This window comes from Hydrogenophaga sp. UC242_50, assembly GCF_042697355.1.
GTDB lineage: Bacteria > Pseudomonadota > Gammaproteobacteria > Burkholderiales > Burkholderiaceae_C > Hydrogenophaga.
In genome coordinates, this window is sequence record NZ_CP170553.1 from 3,016,855 (window position 1) to 3,032,186 (window position 15,332).

A 15,332-nucleotide genomic window follows, 5' to 3' on the forward strand; every position below is an offset into this window, starting at 1 on the left:
CCCTCCGGAGTCCCCATGGCCTTTTTCTCCACCGATGCCCTGAACCCCGGCGTGCGCAAGCGCGAGGTGTTCGGCTGGGCGATGTTCGACTTCGCGAACTCCGGCTACACCACGGTGGTGATCACCGCGGTGTTCGCGGCCTATTTCGTGGGGGCGGTGGCCGGTGGCGCCGAATGGGCGACCTTCGCCTGGACGCTGGCGCTCAGCATTTCGCACCTGATCGTGATGTTCACCATCCCCGCCATGGGCGCGTGGGCGGACCGCCACGCGGCCAAGAAGCGGCTGCTCATGATGACCACGCTGGGCTGCGTGCTGGCGCACGGCCGCGCTGGGCCTGGTGGGGCCGGGGGCGGTGGTGCTGGGCATGGTGCTCATCGTCGTGTCCAACGTGTTCTTTGCCTGGGGCGAGTCGCTCATTGCCGCGTTCCTGCCCGAGCTGGCGAAACCCGAGGCCATGGGGCGGGTGAGCGGCTGGGGCTGGAGCCTGGGCTATGTGGGTGGCATGCTGGCGCTGGGGCTGAGCCTGGGCTATGTGCTCTGGGCCCAGGCGCAGGGCCAGAAAGCCGAGCAGTTCGTGCCGGTGACGATGGGGATCACGGCGGCGGTGTTCGCGGTGGCGGCGCTGTTCACGCTGGGTTTGCTGCGCGAGCGCGCCCAGCCCCAGACCGGGCCCGCGGGCGCGGCGGGCTGGCGCGAATCGCTGCGCCAGCTGCACCGCACCTTCCAGCAGGCGCGCCGTTACCGCGATTTCATGTGGCTGCTGGCCTGCGTGGCGGCCTACCAGGGCGGCGTGGCGGTGGCGATCACCCTGGCGGCGATCTACGCGGAGCAGGTGATCGGCTTCGTGCAGCAGGAGACCATGGTGCTGATCTTCGTGCTCAACATCGCGGCCGCGCTCGGGGCTCTGGCCTTCGGCTACTGGCAGGACCGCCTGGGCCACAAGCTGGCGCTGGGCATCACGCTGGTGGGCTGGGTGGCGACCTGCATCATCGCGGCGCTCACCACCACCAAGGGCGGCTTCTGGTACGCCGCGGCCATCGCGGGCGTGTGCATGGGCGCGAGCCAGTCTTCGGGCCGTGCCATGGCCGGCATGCTGGCGCCACCGGCGCAACTGGCCGAGTTCTTCGGCCTGTGGACCTTCGCCACGCGGGTGCGCCAGCATCATCGGCCCGCTGAGCTATGGCGCCATCACCTGGATGACCGGGGGCAACCAGCGCCTGGCCATCGGCTTCACGGCGGTGCTGTTCGTGATCGGCCTGGCCTTGCTGGTGCCGGTGAACATGCAGCGCGGGCGCGCTGCCGCGCTGCAGGCCTAGAGGCTTCGCGCTTCCACACCCAGGCCCAACCAGCGCTGGGCGGCCTGGGCCAGGGCCGAGGGGTTGCCGCTGGACAGCAGCAAGGGCGGCACGGTGGGCGCGTCCGGGAGCAGGGGCAGGCCCAGCACATCGCGGGTGCGGCGCGCGACGGGGGCGCCCGTGTCCACCAGCGTCACATCGGGGCCGCACAGGCGGCCCAGCAGCTCGGCCGCGAACGGGTAGTGCGTGCAACCGAGCACCAGGGTGTCGATGGGGTGGTCGCCTTGGGGGCCTTGCAGCAGTTCTTGCACATAGCGCGTGCTCAAGGCCTCGATGGTGGGCAGCTCGTGTCGCTCGATGGCCGCCGCCAGGCCATCGCAGGGCTGACTGATGAACCGCAGGGGACGGGGCGCGGCGGCGACCAGCCGGTCGCGCAGCTGGGCGAAACGCGCGCTCTCGAGCGTGCCGCGCGTGGCCAGCACGCCGATGCCGCCGCTGCGGCTCAGGGCGGCGGCGGGCTTGAGGGCGGGTTCCACGCCCACGATGGGCATGTCGGGGTAGGCCTTGCGCAGGTCGTCGATGGCGTGGGCCGTGGCGGTGTTGCAGGCGACCACCAGGGCGTCGATGCCGTGCTGCTCACGCAGCTGGGCGGTGATGCGGTGCGTGCGCGCCGACACGTCCTGCGCCGTGCGCTCGCCGTAGGGCGCGTGCGCGCTGTCGGCAGCGTAGACGAAGCGCGTGCCCGGCAGCTCGGCGAGCAGGGCGCGCAGCACGCTCAGGCCGCCGACCCCGCTGTCGAACACCCCGACGGTTTTCAAGCGGCGGCGACCTCGATGCCCTTGAACTCGCCGGTGGCGATGCGCTTCTGCCACTCGGCCGGGCCGGTGATGTGCGCGCTGGTGCCGCCCGCGTCCACGGCCACGGTTACGGGCATGTCGACCACGTCGAATTCGTAGATGGCCTCCATGCCCAGGTCGGCGAAACCCAGCACCTTCGCGGTCTTGATGGCCTTGGAGACCAGGTAGGCCGCACCGCCCACGGCCATGAGGTAGGCGCTCTTGTGCTTCTTGATGGCCTCGATGGCGACCGGGCCGCGCTCGGACTTGCCGATCATCGCGATCAGGCCGGTCTCGGCCAGCATCATTTCGGTGAAGCCGTCCATGCGGGTGGCGGTGGTGGGGCCGGCCGGGCCCACGGCCTCGTCGCGCACCGGGTCGACCGGGCCGACGTAATAGATCACGCGGTTGGTGAAGTCCACCGGCAGTTTCTCGCCATTGGCCAGCATGTCCTTGATGCGCTTGTGCGCCGCGTCGCGGCCCGTGAGCATCTTGCCGTTGAGCAGCAGGGTGTCGCCGGGCTTCCAGCTGGCGACTTCTTCCTTGGTCAGCGTGTTGAGGTCGACGCGCTTGCTCTTCTGCGTGTCGGGCACCCAGTTCACGTTGGGCCAGAGGTCCAGGCTCGGCGCGTCCAGGTAGACCGGGCCGCTGCCGTCCATCACGAAGTGCGCGTGGCGCGTGGCCGCGCAGTTGGGGATCATTGCCGACGGGCTTGCTGGCCGCGTGCGTGGGGTACATCTTGATCTTGACGTCGAGCACGGTGGTCAGGCCGCCCAGGCCTTGCGCGCCGATGCCCAGGGCGTTGACCTTCTCGTACAGCTCCAGGCGCAGTTCCTCGACCTGGTCGAGCTTCTCTCCCTTCGAGGCCTTGGCCTGCAGCTCGTACATGTCGATGTCGTCCATCAGGCTTTCCTTGGCCATCAGCACCGCCTTCTCGGCCGTGCCGCCGATGCCGATGCCCAGCATGCCCGGCGGGCACCAGCCCGCGCCCATGGTGGGCACGGTCTTGAGCACCCAGTCGACCACCGAGTCGCCGGGGTTGAGCATGATCATCTTGCTCTTGTTCTCGCTGCCGCCGCCCTTGGCGGCCACGGTCACTTCCACGGTGTCGCCGGGCACCAGCTCGGTGAAGATCACGGCGGGCGTGTTGTCCTTGGTGTTCTTGCGGGCGAACTGCGGGTCGGCCACGACGGAGGCGCGCAGCGTGTTGTCGGGGTGGTTGTAGCCGCGGCGCACGCCTTCGTTGATGGCGTCTTCCAGGCCGCCGGTGAAGCCTTCCCAGCGCACGTTCATGCCGACCTTGAGGAACACGTTGACGATGCCGGTGTCCTGGCAGATCGGGCGCTGGCCGGTGGCGCTCATCTTGCTGTTGGTCAGGATCTGCGCGATCGCGTCCTTGGCCGCCGGGCTCTGCTCGCGCTGGTAGGCGCGGGCCAGGTGGGCGATGTAGTCGGCGGGGTGGTAGTAGCTGATGTACTGCAGCGCGGCCGCGATGGATTCGATGAGGTCGGCCTGGCGGATGGTGGTCGTCATGGTGTCGTGGGCGTAGGGGGCAAATCGCGTCGGCGGCCGGGGCAAGGCGTCAAGTGCGATCAGATGAGAATTGCTTTTATTTGGAGCTATGCTGGAGGGCCTTGGGGCTTGGCTTCTCCAGCCCTCTATTTTGACAGGTCACGCCACACCATGAACACCCGCCCGGCCACCCGCTCCGAACGCGACACCTTCGGTCCCATCGACGTCCCGGCCGACCGCCTCTGGGGCGCCCAGACGCAGCGCTCGCTGCAGAACTTCGACATCTCGGGCGAGCGCCAGCCGCGCGAGATGATCCGCGCCCTGGCGCAGGTCAAGCGCGCCTCGGCCGTGGTCAACCACGCGCTGGGCCTGCAGGACGAGAAAAAGACCCAGGCCATCGCGAAAGCGGCCGACGAGGTGATCGCCGGCGGCCACGAGGTGGAGTTCCCGCTGGTGGTCTGGCAGACCGGCTCGGGCACGCAGACCAACATGAACGTGAACGAGGTGCTGGCGAACCGCGCCAGCGAGCTGCTGGGCGGCGAGCGCGGCGAAGGGCGCCTGGTGCACCCGAACGACGACGTGAACCGCAGCCAGTCGAGCAACGACGTGTTCCCGACCGCCATGCACGTGGCGGCGGTAGAGGCCCTCACGCACCGCCTGCTGCCGGCGCTGGCGCTGCTGCGCGGCACGCTGGAGAAGAAGGCGCGCGACTTCGACGGCATCGTCAAGATCGGCCGCACCCACCTGCAGGACGCCACGCCGCTCACGCTAGGGCAGGAGTTCTCGGGCTGGGTGGCGCAGCTCGCGCACGGCGAGGCGCATGTGCGCGCGGCCTTGCCGCACCTGTGCGAACTGGCGCTGGGCGGCACGGCGGTGGGCACCGGCCTGAACGCGCCCAAGGGCTATGCTGAGCAGGTGGCGGCCGAACTGGCCCGGCTCACCGGCTTGCCCTTTGTCACCGCGCCCAACAAGTTCGAGGCCATGGCCAGCGTCGATGCCCTGGTGCACGCGCACGGCGCGCTCAAGACGCTCGCGGCCAGCCTCATGAAGATCGCCAACGACGTGCGCTGGCTCGCCAGCGGCCCGCGCAGCGGCATCGGCGAACTCAGCATTCCCGAGAACGAGCCCGGCTCGTCCATCATGCCGGGCAAGGTCAATCCCACGCAGAGCGAGGCCGTCACCATGCTGGCGGCCCAGGTGTTCGGCAACGACGTGGCGATCAACTTCGGCGGCGCCTCGGGCAACTTCGAACTCAACGTGTTCCGCCCGATGGTGGCGCACAACTTCCTGCAGAGCGTGCGCCTGCTGGCCGACGGCATGAAGAGCTTCAACGACCACTGCGCCGTGGGCATCGAGCCCAACCGCGCGCGCATCACCGAGCTGGTGGACCGCTCGCTCATGCTGGTGACGGCGCTGAACACGCACATCGGCTACGACAAGGCCGCGCAGATCGCCAAGAAGGCGCACAAGGAGGGCACCACGCTGCGCGAGGCCGCGCTGGCGCTGGGCCACGTGACGGCCGAGCAGTTCGACCAGTGGGTGGTGCCGGAGAAGATGACGGGGCGTTGACCGCTACCATGGCGCCATGATCCCGTTCCCCTGGCGCACCAGCTTCCTCGTCGATCCTTTCGCCAGCTTCACGCTCGCCATCCTGCTGCTCTTCGTGGGCAAGTGGCTCACGCAGCGCCACGCCTGGCTGCAGCGCTACAACATCCCGGAGGCCGTGGTGGGCGGGGTGGTGTGCGCGCTGGTCGTCTGCACCCTGTACTACACGCTGGATGTGCGGGTGGTGTTCGAGCTCGGCGCGCGGGACATGCTGCTGCTGTACTTTTTCGCCGCCATCGGCCTAGGCACGGATGTGCGCACGCTGCGCCAGGGCGGGCGCTCGCTGGTGGTGCTGCTGGTGCTGGCCATCGGCTTCATGCTGTTGCAGAACGGGGTCGGCATGGCGGCGGCCAGCGCGTTCGGCATGGATGCGCGCGCGGGCCTCATGGCCGGCTCGATCTCGCTCACCGGTGGGGTCGGCACCACGCTGGCCTGGACGCCGCACTTCGTTGACCGCCTGGGCATCGCCAACGCGGGCGAGCTGGGCCTGGCGGCCAACATGGTGGGCATGATCGCGGCCTGCCTGGTGGGCGGGCCGCTGGCGGCGTGGTTGATGCGCCGCCACCGCATCGTGCCCTCGGGCGCGGCCGACGTGGAGGTCGGCACGCGCTACCAGGACGAAGCCCACCTGCGGCTCGACTACCACGGCGTGCTGATGGCCTTGCTCTGGCTCAACCTGGCCCTGATGCTGGGGCAGGGCGTCAACGAGCTGGTCGCGCTCACCGGGCTGCACCTGCCGGCCTTCGTGGGCTGCCTGATGGCGGGCATCGGCCTGCGCAGCGCCGGGCAGTGGCTGGCCCCCGAAGGCGGTCGCCTGTGGAACTGGCCGAGCATGCGGCTGGGGGTGGCGCTGATCTCCGACCTGAGCCTCGGCCTGTTCCTCACCATGGCGCTCATGGGCCTGCGCCTGTGGGAGCTGGAGCCGGTGCTGGGCTTCATGGCCGTGACCATGACGCTGCAGGTGCTGCTCGCGGTGGCGTTCACGGCTTTCGTCGTGTTCCGCTTCATGGGGCGCGACTACGAAGCGGCCGTCATCTGCTCGGGCTTCGGCGGCATCGCGCTGGGCTCGACCGCCACCGCCATCGCCAACATGAGCGCGGTGGTGCGGGCCTACGGCGCGGCGCCCCGGGCCTTCATCGTGGTGCCGCTGGTGTGCGGGTTCTTCATCGACCTCGCCAACGCGCTGGTGATCGGCTTGCTCGCGCGTTGAGCGCATGAAAAAGCCCGGCAGGCCGGGCTTTTTCAGGGGGTGTCGGCGCCTTAGCGTTTCGCGGCCGCCAGGGCTTGCGAGATCCAGCCGTCGAAGGTCTTCTGGTGGGCCTTGATCCAGGCGTCGGTGTGGCGCTCCACGTCCTGCGGCTTGTTCTGGCCTTCGCGCATGCGCAGGTTCTGGGCGTTGATGTCGGCCACCGGCAGCGCCATCACCTCGAACAGCCGCGCGGCCGCCGGGTTCTGCTCGGTGAACTGCCGGTTGGCCACGATGCGCTGCGTGTTGAGCACGAAGCCGTAGTTCTGGCCGTTGGGCAGCTGGGTGTCGAGCTTGCTTTGCTCCCCCGGCAGTGAGGAGAACGGCACCTGCAGCCACACCACTTCCTGGCCGGGGCGCAGCACGCCGCTGACCCAGTAGGGCGTCCAGGTGTAGTACAGCACCGGCTGGCCCTGCTTGAGGCGCGTGATGGTGTCGGCGATCAGCGCGGCGTAGCTGCCCTGCTGGTGCGTCACCGTGTCGCGCAGCTTGTAGGCGTCGAGGTGGTGTTCGATCACCGCCTCGCAGCCCCAGCCGGGGTTGCAGCCGGTCAGGTCGGCCTTGCCGTCGCCGTTGTGGTCGAACAGCTTGGCGATCGCCGGGTCCTTGAGCTGGTCCACGCGCGTGATCTTGTGAGCCTCGGCGGTCTTGCGGTCGATCAGGTAGCCCTGGGCCGCGCCGGGCGAGTAGGCGCCCTGGCGGTAGAGCTTGGCGTCGCCGCCGGCGTTCTTGTAGAAGTCCGCGTGCAGCGGATCCCAGTGGTCGGCCATGAAGGTGGCGTCGCCGTTGGCGATGGCCACGTGGGCGGTCGGGTACTCCACTTCCTTGATCGGCTTCACGTCGTAACCCAGTTTGGCCAGCGCGCGCGACACCAGCAGGGTCTGGAAGGTCTCTTCGGCGATGGAGCTTTGCAGCGGCTGCACGGCAATGCCTTGGCCGGGCAGGTTCTGCGCCTGGGCCGGGCCCGTGAGGGCGAGGGCCATGAGGCCGCCGCCGAGCAGGGTGCGCCACAGAGGGGTGGGCGTGGGGAAGGTCATCGGTTTCCTTTCGATGGTGGGTGGGAGGGCCTGGGCGCGAAGGCTCAGGAGGTGGAAAGGGGGGCGGTGGCGGGCAGGGCGGCCGGGGCCGCCGCCTGGCGGGCGGGCGCGGGGCGCAGCAGCCGCACGACCAGGCCCGCGGGGCCTTGCTGCCACCAGTGGCGCGCGCCCCGGCCGGGCCGGCCCAGGGCCTGGGTGATGCGGTCCAGCGCGATCGCCAGCAGCACGATGCCCAGGCCGCCGACGGTGGCGATGCCCATGTCCAGGCGGCCAATGCCGCGCAGCACCATCTGCCCCAGGCCACCGACGGCGATCATCGAAGCGATGACCACCATGGACAGCGAGAGCATCAGCGCCTGGTTGATGCCCGCCATGATGGAGGGCAGCGCCAGCGGCAACTGCACCTTGGCCAGCATCTGCCAGCGCGAGGCGCCGTAGGCGCGCGCCGCTTCGATCAGGTCGGGCCGCACCTGGCGGATGCCCAGGTCGGTCAGGCGCACCAGCGGGGGCAGGGCGAAGACGATGGTGACGATGACGCCGGGCACGTTGCCGATGCCGAACAGCATCACCACCGGCACGAGGTAGACGAAGGCCGGCGTGGTCTGCATCGCGTCGAGCACTGGGCGAAGCAGGCGCTGCGTGCGGTCGCTGCTCGCCAGCAGGATGCCCAGCGGCAGGCCGATGGCGATGCAGAACACCAGCGAGGTCAGCACCAGCGAGAGCGTGACCATGGCCTCGGGCCAGATGCCCAGCATGCCCACCAGCAGCAGCGAAACCACGGTGCCGATGGCGATGGCGCGGCCGGCGAACTGCCAGGCCAGCAGGCCCATCAGCGTGACCATGGCCAGCATCGGGACGCTCAACAGCAGCTGTTCCACGCTGGTGAGCGTGGTGTCGATGGGCGCGCGCACGGTCTGGAAGAACGGGCGGAAGTGGTCCACCGTCCAGCTCAGAGCGTCGTTGATCCAGTTCTCGACGGGCAGCGAGCCGTCCCACAGCTGGCTGAGGCGAAAGCCTTCGTCGGCCATCGGGGTGGTGGTGTCGCTGAGCGCGGTGGTGTCGAGCCAGTTGTCGCTGGCGGCCGCGGTGGACGCGCCCACGCGTCGGTGGTGGCGGGGCTTGCGGTGATCTCGATGTCGGTGTCGTTCATGTTCTCTCCAGTGGGGGGCGGCCTCAGGCCGCCGCGCGGTCCAGGAACTTCAGCAGCGTGTTCTTGCTGATGGCGCCGCGGTAGCGGCCGTGGGCGTCCACGACGGGCAGCGGGTAGGGCGCGTTCGCGGCCTGGCCGAAAAGCTCAGCCACCGGGTGGGCGGCGTTGACCACTTGCACGTCGGGCAGGTAGGCGCGCGAGAGGCCCAGCGGGCCGTCGTGGTCCTGCAGCGCGTGGCGCAGGGAGTCCGCCGACACCAGGCCGAGGTAGCGCTGGTCGGGGCTGACGACGTAGGCCCAGTCGCGGTCCTTGTCTTCGAGCAGCTTGAGCGCGGCGCGCGCGCCCTTGTTCGGGTGCTCGGCCACCACGACCTGCGTCTGCCGGGCGATGTCGCCGGCCTTGAACACCGCCGCCGCGTCGACGCCGCGCACGAAGTTGCGCACGTAGTCGTCGGCCGGCTGGCGCAGGATGTCTTCCGGCGTGCCGACCTGCACCACCTGGCCGTCCTTCATGATGGCGATGCGGTCGCCGATGCGCATGGCCTCGTCGAGGTCGTGCGAGATGAAGACGATGGTGCGGCGGCGCACCTGCTGCAGGCGCAGCAGCTCGCTCTGCATCTCGGTGCGAATGATCGGGTCCAGCGCCGAGAAGGCCTCGTCCATCAGCAGGATGGACGGGTCCGAAGCCAGCGCGCGCGCCAGGCCCACGCGCTGCTGCATGCCGCCGGAGAGTTCATCGGGGTAGCTGTCGCCCCAGCCAGCCAGGCCCACCTGTTCGAGGGCCTGGTCGGCCAGCGCCAGGCGCTGCGCGGGCTTGACGCCCGCGAGTTCCAGGCCGAAGGCGGTGTTGTCGCGCACGGTCATGTGCGGCATCAGCGCGAACGACTGGAACACCATGCTGATGTCCTTGCGCCGCAGGGCGCGCAGGCCGGCGTCCGAGAGGTCGTTGATGTTCTGGCCGTTGACCAGGATGCGGCCGGCCGTGGGTTCGATCAGCCGGTTGAGCAGGCGCACCAGCGTCGATTTGCCCGAGCCCGACAGGCCCATGATGACGAAGATCTCGCCGGCCTCGATCTCGAAATGGGCGTCGAAGACCCCGATGGATTGCCCGGTTTCGGCGAGGATCTCCTGCTTGCTGCGGCCTTCGCGGACGAGATCGAGGGCGGCCTCGGGCTGGTCGCCGAACACCTTGAAGACGTGTTCGATGGAAATGGGTTGGGCCATGGGTGGTGCTGCCTCCTGTGCAAGTTGGACAAGGCACCGCGAACGGTCTTGAAGCAGGGGGCACGCGCGTGCCCGACCGGGTCATTCAAGACCGCAGACAGACACTGACAGCGACGAATCGGCAAACCCAGCGCCTGCCATCACGCAAGCCCGGTCAGCGGGCCCTGTCTGGGGGGCTGGCACGGTGCGGGAGTGACGCGGCGTCGAGGCCGGAAGACCGGCCATTGAAATCTCTGTGCCGCGACGGGATGCAGGGCGATCCGCGAGTAGCACATGAGCGCCACCCGGCCAGGGGCCGGATGGCTGAGGCGTCAATTATAACTTTTGTGCATGGATGGCCCATGCCGGGGCGCAGAAAACCCCACAAGGCGCCCGAAGGCGCGCGGTCAGTGGCCGTTGTCCGCCGGGTGGGCCATCAGCCGGTCGGTCATGGCGATGGCCATGGCGCTGAGCAGGAAGACCACATGGATGATGGTCTGCCACATCAGGACCTTCACGTCGTAGTTGGCGGCGTTGATGAAGGTCTTGAGCAGGTGGATCGAGCTGATGCCGATGATGGCCGTGGCCAGCTTCACCTTGAGCACCGAGGCGTTCACGTGGCTGAGCCACTCGGGCTGGTCGGGGTGGTTTTCCAGGTGCATGCGGCTCACGAAGGTCTCGTAGCCGCCCACGATCACCATGATCAGCAGGTTGGAGATCATCACCACGTCGATCAGCGCGAGCACCACCAGCATGATGATGGTCTCGTTCAGGCCGGTGAGCTGCACGTCGCTCTTGTAGCCGATGCTGGTGACCAGCTTGGCCAGCGCCACGTCGTTGCCGAACGCGGCCTCGATCAGGTGGACCAGTTCGACCCAGAAATGGAAGACATAGATGGCCTGTGCCGCGATCAGGCCGATGTAGAGCGGCAACTGCAGCCAGCGGCTGGCGAAGATCAGGTTGGGCAGCGCGCGGATCGGGGCTTGGACTTTGACGGGGTCGCTCATGGATGGTGACACAATGTACCGAGCCCCCGGGATGGGCGGCCAGACGGCAGGCGGTATTGTAGGTCTGCGCCCTTTTCTGTAAGAGACTCGTAAGAGCCCTTCAGCACAGTCCCGGCCTGTCATCTGCCCACAACATTTAGGAGACTTTCATGTCCGCGCCTTCGTCGACGATCGAATCCACCCTGGTCGAAAACCGCGTCTTCGAGCCCTCGGCCGCCACCGTGAAGGCCGCGCGGGTCTCGGGCATGGAGGCCTACCAGGCGCTGTGCGCCGAGGCCGACAAGGACTTCGAAGGCTTCTGGGCCCGGCTGGCGCGCGAAACCCTGAGCTGGCACAAGCCCTTCACCAAGACGCTCGACAGCAGCAAGGCGCCGTTCTACAAATGGTTCGAGGACGGCGAGCTCAACGCCTCGTACAACTGCCTGGACCGCCACATGGGCACGCCGGTGGAAAACAAGACCGCCATCATCTTCGAGGCCGACAACGGCGACGTGACCAAGGTCACTTACAAGGAACTGCTGGCCAAGGTCTCGCAGTTCGCCAACGCGCTCAAGGCGCGCGGTGTGAAGAAGGGTGACCGCGTCGTCATCTACATGCCCATGACGGTGGAGGGTGTGGTGGTCATGCAGGCCTGCGCGCGCATCGGCGCCACGCACAGCGTGGTGTTCGGCGGCTTCTCGGCCAAGGCCTTGCAGGAGCGCATCCAGGACGCGGGCGCCGTGGCCGTGATCACCGCCAACTACCAGCTGCGCGGCGGCAAGGAGCTGCCGCTCAAGGCCATCGTGGACGAAGGCATCGGCATGGGCGGCTGCGACTCGATCAAGAACGTGATCGTGTTCCAGCGCACCCCCACGGCCTGCAACATGGTCGCGGGCCGCGACACCTTCATGCACGACGCCATGGCCGAGCAGTCCACCAGCTGCCCGGCGGAAATGGTGAGCGCCGAGCACCCTCTGTTCGTGCTCTATACCTCGGGTTCCACCGGCAAGCCCAAGGGCGTGCAGCACAGCACCGGCGGCTACCTGCTGTGGGCGCAGCTCACCATGAACTGGACCTTCGACCTGCGGCCCGAAGACATCTTCTGGTGCACGGCCGACATCGGCTGGATCACCGGCCACACCTACGTCACCTACGGCCCGCTGGCCGCGGGCGCCACGCAGGTCGTGTTCGAGGGCGTGCCCACCTACCCGAACGCCGGGCGCTTCTGGCAGATGATCGAGAAGCACAAGGTCACGATCTTCTACACCGCGCCCACGGCCATCCGCTCGCTGATCAAGGCCGCCGAGGGCGACGAAAAGGTGCACCCCGCGCGCTCCGATCTGTCCAGCCTGCGCCTGCTCGGCTCGGTGGGCGAGCCCATCAACCCCGAGGCCTGGATGTGGTACTACAAGCACGTGGGCGGCGAGCGCTGCCCCATCGTGGACACCTTCTGGCAGACCGAGACCGGCGGCCACATGATTACCCCGCTGCCGGGCGCCACGCCGCTGGTGCCGGGCTCGTGCACGCTGCCCCTGCCGGGCATTGCCGCGGCCATCGTCGATGAGGCCGGCAACGACGTGCCCAACGGCGCCGGCGGCATCCTGGTGGTAAAGAAGCCCTGGCCGTCCATGATTCGCACCATCTGGGGCGACCCGGAGCGTTTCAAGAAGAGCTACTTCCCCGAAGAGCTCAAGGGCTACTACCTGGCGGGCGACGGCGCGGTGCGCAGCGCCGACCGGGGCTACTTCCGCATCACCGGCCGCATCGACGACGTGCTCAACGTCTCGGGCCACCGCATGGGCACGATGGAGATCGAGTCCGCGCTGGTGGGCAAGACGGACCTGGTGGCCGAAGCCGCCGTGGTGGGCCGCCCGGACGACCTCACGGGCGAGGCCATCGTGGCCTTCGTGGTGCTCAAGCGCAGCCGCCCCACGGGCGAGGAGGCCAAGGCCATCGCCAAGCAGTTGCGCGACTGGGTGGGCAAGGAAATCGGCCCGATCGCCAAGCCCAAGGACATCCGCTTCGGCGACAACCTGCCCAAGACCCGCAGCGGCAAGATCATGCGCCGCCTGCTGCGCTCCATCGCCAAGGGCGAGGCCATCACGCAGGACACCTCGACGCTGGAGAACCCGGCCATTCTCGAGCAGCTGGCCGAGACCAACTGACCCGGCCAGGGTGTTTTCAGGCCGCTCGCCGCGGCCTTCAGAGCGGCCCTTGAAGGGCCGCTCCGCTTTTTGTGAGCACCCATGAGGGTTTCTCCTCATGTTACAAATACACGGCATTTAGTTACATTTTGATTCACTCTCTGGCGCCGTCGGAGGGATCAACGAATCAATTTGCATCAAGGGATGGACATGCTCAGAAGCGTGAAGTCCGCGTTTGCCGCGGCATTGGTCATGGGGTTGCTGGGTTGCGGAAGGGGGAGGGGGCGACAGTCCCGCACCGACAGCACCGCCCCCCGAGTTCGCGCTCACCGTCGAAGTTGCGGGCACTGCAGCAACCCCCGATCTCGCCGGCAAGTACACCGTGCGGCCGGGACAATCGGTGGTGGTCAAGTCCAATGACGCCGCCTCCTGGGCCGGCAGCGACAGCGGGAGCGGCGTGACCCGCACCGACGTGGAGACGGGCACCTCGCGGTGGGTTTCGCGGTTCAAGAACCCCAGCGCGGTGCTGTCCGGCGCCTACAAGCTCACGGCCAGCGCCTCGGGTGGCCGCACGAAAACGGTGGATTTCCTGGTGCAGCCCCGTGACTCCCGCAGCGGCGACTACACCGTGTTCGCCGCCAACGGCTCGCGCCAGAAGCTCAGCATCGACTACGACGAGGCCGCCTACACGATGACAGATGCGGTCGGCACCACAACCTCGGGCACGCTGACCGCGCCCGTGGCGCCCGCCAAGAACTGGACGGTGCAGAGCAGCCGCATCGTCGGCACCAACACGTCCTCCCTGCGCAGCGTCGGGGACAGCATTGTGGGCGGCTTCCCATTCGCGGTGCCGTTCGCCGCACCTGCGACGTATGCGGTCTACCCCTTCGTGCGCACCCGCGCCTTCGTGCTCACGCAAGGCAGCCTGGATGGCGTCTACGACCGCGCCTACATTCAACACTTGGTGGGCGGCGGTCGCCAATCGGCCATTTCGCAGTTCGCGATATCGGGCAGCGGCACCGTGATCAGTTTTTGCACCGATGCCACGATCTACCAGGTCGCCCACTGTCCTCCGGCCAGTCTGCTCACCTTCGACGTCGAGGCCGACGCCCAGGCTGGGATGTGGCAGATGAAGGATCCCGTCACGGGCACGTCTCAGGGCCGCTTCAGCGTGGCCGAAGTGGATGGCGAGAAGATTTATCTGAGCGCCGGCACCTCGCCGGGGGATGGATCCCAGGTGCTCACCATCGGTGTTCCCACGGTCGCTGGCGCCACGACGTTCACCAGCACCGGGTGGTCCACCAACGGCACGCTCGATGTGACCAACGCGACCTCGACCGAGTACAAAATGTCCATGACCGATGCGGGGCTCCAACTGCTGGACTTGACCCTGGGTGGCTGGGTTCCCCAGAGATCGATCGGCATCTACTCGGCCACCCAAGCGCCCAACACTTTCTTCACGATGCGTTCGACGCGCATCGAACTGCTGATTGGCGCGCGCAGCTCGGCGCAGGCCGGCTTCCTGCACGTGGGCATCGTGGACTGAGTCCACCGCTACCGGCAACAAAAAACCCGCTGGACTCCAGCGGGGTTTTTTTGTGGGCGAGCAGGCAGGTGGCTTACTTGATGCTCAGCACCCAGGCCGCCAGCTTCTTGGCCTCGGCTTCGCTGACCTGCGGGTTGGGCGGCATGGGCACAGCGCCCCAGTTGCCCTTGCCCACTTCGGAGCCCTTGACGATCTTGGCGGCCAGCGCGTCCACGGCCTTGGCGTCGCCCGCATACTTCTTGCGCACGTCCTTGTAGGAGGGGCCCACCAGCTTCTTGTCCACGGCATGGCAGGCCATGCAGTTCTTGCTCTTGGCGAGGGCTTCGTCGGCGATGGCCGGAGCGGCCAGCGTCGTCATGGCGGCCATAATCAGGAGAGCGCGTTTCATGGGGTGTCCTTGTCGATGAATGCGGGAGAGTGTCACGCGATCGATTCTACCGAGCCGCACCCGCCCAGAAACGAACGCTTACAGTTTCTTGCCCGCTTCACGGGGCCTTTACCGGAGTTTGTGATGTATTTGCTGATCGCAGGCGTCGTGCTGTCGTTGTTGAAGTACCTGGAGTTCGGCGTGGTGGCCGAATGGTCCTGGTGGTGGGTGCTGTCGCCGTTCGCCCTGGCCGTGGCCTGGTGGGCCTGGGCCGACGCCACCGGCTACACCAAGCGCAAGGCGATGGAGAAGATGGATCAGAAGAAGAAGGACCGCATCGACAAGCAGCGCGAGGCGCTGGGCATCAAGCCCAAGCGCCGCTCGCGCTGACCGATCCGCGCGGGCG

The 15,332-nt window shown here is 68.0% G+C and carries 10 protein-coding genes and 3 pseudogenes; 6 read left to right on the plus strand and 7 right to left on the minus strand.

Going from position 1 to position 15,332, the window contains the following annotated elements:
• Positions 1–15 precede the first annotated feature (15 nt).
• Positions 16–1,316 (plus strand): annotated as a pseudogene (locus ACFJGX_RS15530) (MFS transporter).
• Here the strand turns inward: ACFJGX_RS15530 and murI are convergent.
• Both murI and ACFJGX_RS15540 read right to left on the minus strand, forming a co-directional pair.
• The gene (gene murI, locus ACFJGX_RS15535; RefSeq protein ID WP_382326512.1) at positions 1,313–2,167 is read right to left on the minus strand and encodes a glutamate racemase; all 855 of its coding nucleotides are present in this window, start codon (positions 2,165–2,167) and stop codon (positions 1,313–1,315) included. The pseudogene ACFJGX_RS15530 and the gene murI sit on opposite strands and share 4 nt — an antisense overlap.
• Positions 2,110–3,664 (minus strand): annotated as a pseudogene (locus ACFJGX_RS15540) (fumarate hydratase). Before ACFJGX_RS15540 ends, murI begins: the two are co-directional and overlap by 58 nt.
• Before the next feature lie 150 nt (positions 3,665–3,814).
• Between ACFJGX_RS15540 and fumC the strand changes: the two are divergent.
• Together fumC and gltS are read left to right on the plus strand one after the other, a co-directional pair.
• The gene (fumC, locus tag ACFJGX_RS15545; protein WP_382325303.1) at positions 3,815–5,212 is read left to right on the plus strand and encodes a class II fumarate hydratase; all 1,398 of its coding nucleotides are present in this window, start codon (positions 3,815–3,817) and stop codon (positions 5,210–5,212) included.
• Positions 5,213–5,228: 16 nt separating this feature from the next.
• Positions 5,229–6,458 (plus strand): sodium/glutamate symporter, encoded by a 1,230-nt coding sequence (gltS, locus tag ACFJGX_RS15550; RefSeq protein WP_382325301.1) that lies wholly within the window; start codon positions 5,229–5,231, stop codon positions 6,456–6,458.
• Between the two features lie 50 nt (positions 6,459–6,508).
• On the opposite strand, the gene proX is transcribed toward gltS, so the two are convergent.
• From proX to ACFJGX_RS15570, 4 genes and pseudogenes are all read right to left on the minus strand, one after another.
• A complete protein-coding gene (proX, locus tag ACFJGX_RS15555; RefSeq protein ID WP_382325299.1) occupies positions 6,509–7,531 on the minus strand; it encodes a glycine betaine/L-proline ABC transporter substrate-binding protein ProX in 1,023 nt (340 codons plus the stop codon).
• Between the two features lie 44 nt (positions 7,532–7,575).
• A pseudogene (proW, locus tag ACFJGX_RS15560) lies at positions 7,576–8,681 on the minus strand (glycine betaine/L-proline ABC transporter permease ProW).
• 23 nt (positions 8,682–8,704) lie between these two features.
• Positions 8,705–9,904 carry a glycine betaine/L-proline ABC transporter ATP-binding protein ProV gene (gene proV, locus ACFJGX_RS15565; protein WP_382325295.1) on the minus strand — a complete coding sequence of 400 codons (1,200 nt, stop codon included), beginning with the start codon at positions 9,902–9,904 and terminating at the stop codon, positions 8,705–8,707.
• A 386-nt stretch (positions 9,905–10,290) separates the two neighbouring features.
• A complete protein-coding gene (locus tag ACFJGX_RS15570) occupies positions 10,291–10,890 on the minus strand; it encodes a YqhA family protein (RefSeq protein ID WP_382157262.1) in 600 nt (199 codons plus the stop codon).
• Between the two features lie 149 nt (positions 10,891–11,039).
• Between ACFJGX_RS15570 and acs the strand changes: the two genes are divergently transcribed.
• On the plus strand, positions 11,040–13,034 hold the full coding sequence (gene acs, locus ACFJGX_RS15575; protein WP_382325293.1) for an acetate--CoA ligase: 1,995 nt from the start codon (positions 11,040–11,042) through the stop codon (positions 13,032–13,034).
• Positions 13,035–13,413: 379 nt separating this feature from the next.
• Positions 13,414–14,559, plus strand: a complete 1,146-nt coding sequence (locus ACFJGX_RS15580; RefSeq protein ID WP_382326514.1) for a hypothetical protein — start codon at positions 13,414–13,416, stop codon at positions 14,557–14,559.
• 73 nt (positions 14,560–14,632) lie between these two features.
• On the opposite strand, the gene ACFJGX_RS15585 is transcribed toward ACFJGX_RS15580, so the two are convergent.
• Positions 14,633–14,947 (minus strand): c-type cytochrome, encoded by a 315-nt coding sequence (locus ACFJGX_RS15585; protein WP_382326516.1) that lies wholly within the window; start codon positions 14,945–14,947, stop codon positions 14,633–14,635.
• A 123-nt stretch (positions 14,948–15,070) separates the two neighbouring features.
• Between ACFJGX_RS15585 and ACFJGX_RS15590 the strand changes: the two genes are divergently transcribed.
• Positions 15,071–15,316 (plus strand): TIGR04438 family Trp-rich protein, encoded by a 246-nt coding sequence (locus ACFJGX_RS15590; protein WP_382325289.1) that lies wholly within the window; start codon positions 15,071–15,073, stop codon positions 15,314–15,316.
• The last annotated feature ends 16 nt before the right edge of the window (positions 15,317–15,332 follow it).

Bases quoted from the DNA above. Each gene is read 5' to 3' on its own strand.
- fumC (WP_382325303.1), top strand. From the start codon at position 3,815: ATGAACACCCGCCCGGCCACCCGCTCCGAACGCGACACCTTCGGTCCC.
- gltS (WP_382325301.1), top strand. From the start codon at position 5,229: ATGATCCCGTTCCCCTGGCGCACCAGCTTCCTCGTCGATCCTTTCGCC.
- proX (WP_382325299.1), bottom strand. From the start codon at position 7,531: ATGACCTTCCCCACGCCCACCCCTCTGTGGCGCACCCTGCTCGGCGGC.
- proV (WP_382325295.1), bottom strand. From the start codon at position 9,904: ATGGCCCAACCCATTTCCATCGAACACGTCTTCAAGGTGTTCGGCGAC.
- ACFJGX_RS15570 (WP_382157262.1), bottom strand. From the start codon at position 10,890: ATGAGCGACCCCGTCAAAGTCCAAGCCCCGATCCGCGCGCTGCCCAAC.
- acs (WP_382325293.1), top strand. From the start codon at position 11,040: ATGTCCGCGCCTTCGTCGACGATCGAATCCACCCTGGTCGAAAACCGC.
- ACFJGX_RS15585 (WP_382326516.1), bottom strand. From the start codon at position 14,947: ATGAAACGCGCTCTCCTGATTATGGCCGCCATGACGACGCTGGCCGCT.
- ACFJGX_RS15590 (WP_382325289.1), top strand. From the start codon at position 15,071: ATGTATTTGCTGATCGCAGGCGTCGTGCTGTCGTTGTTGAAGTACCTG.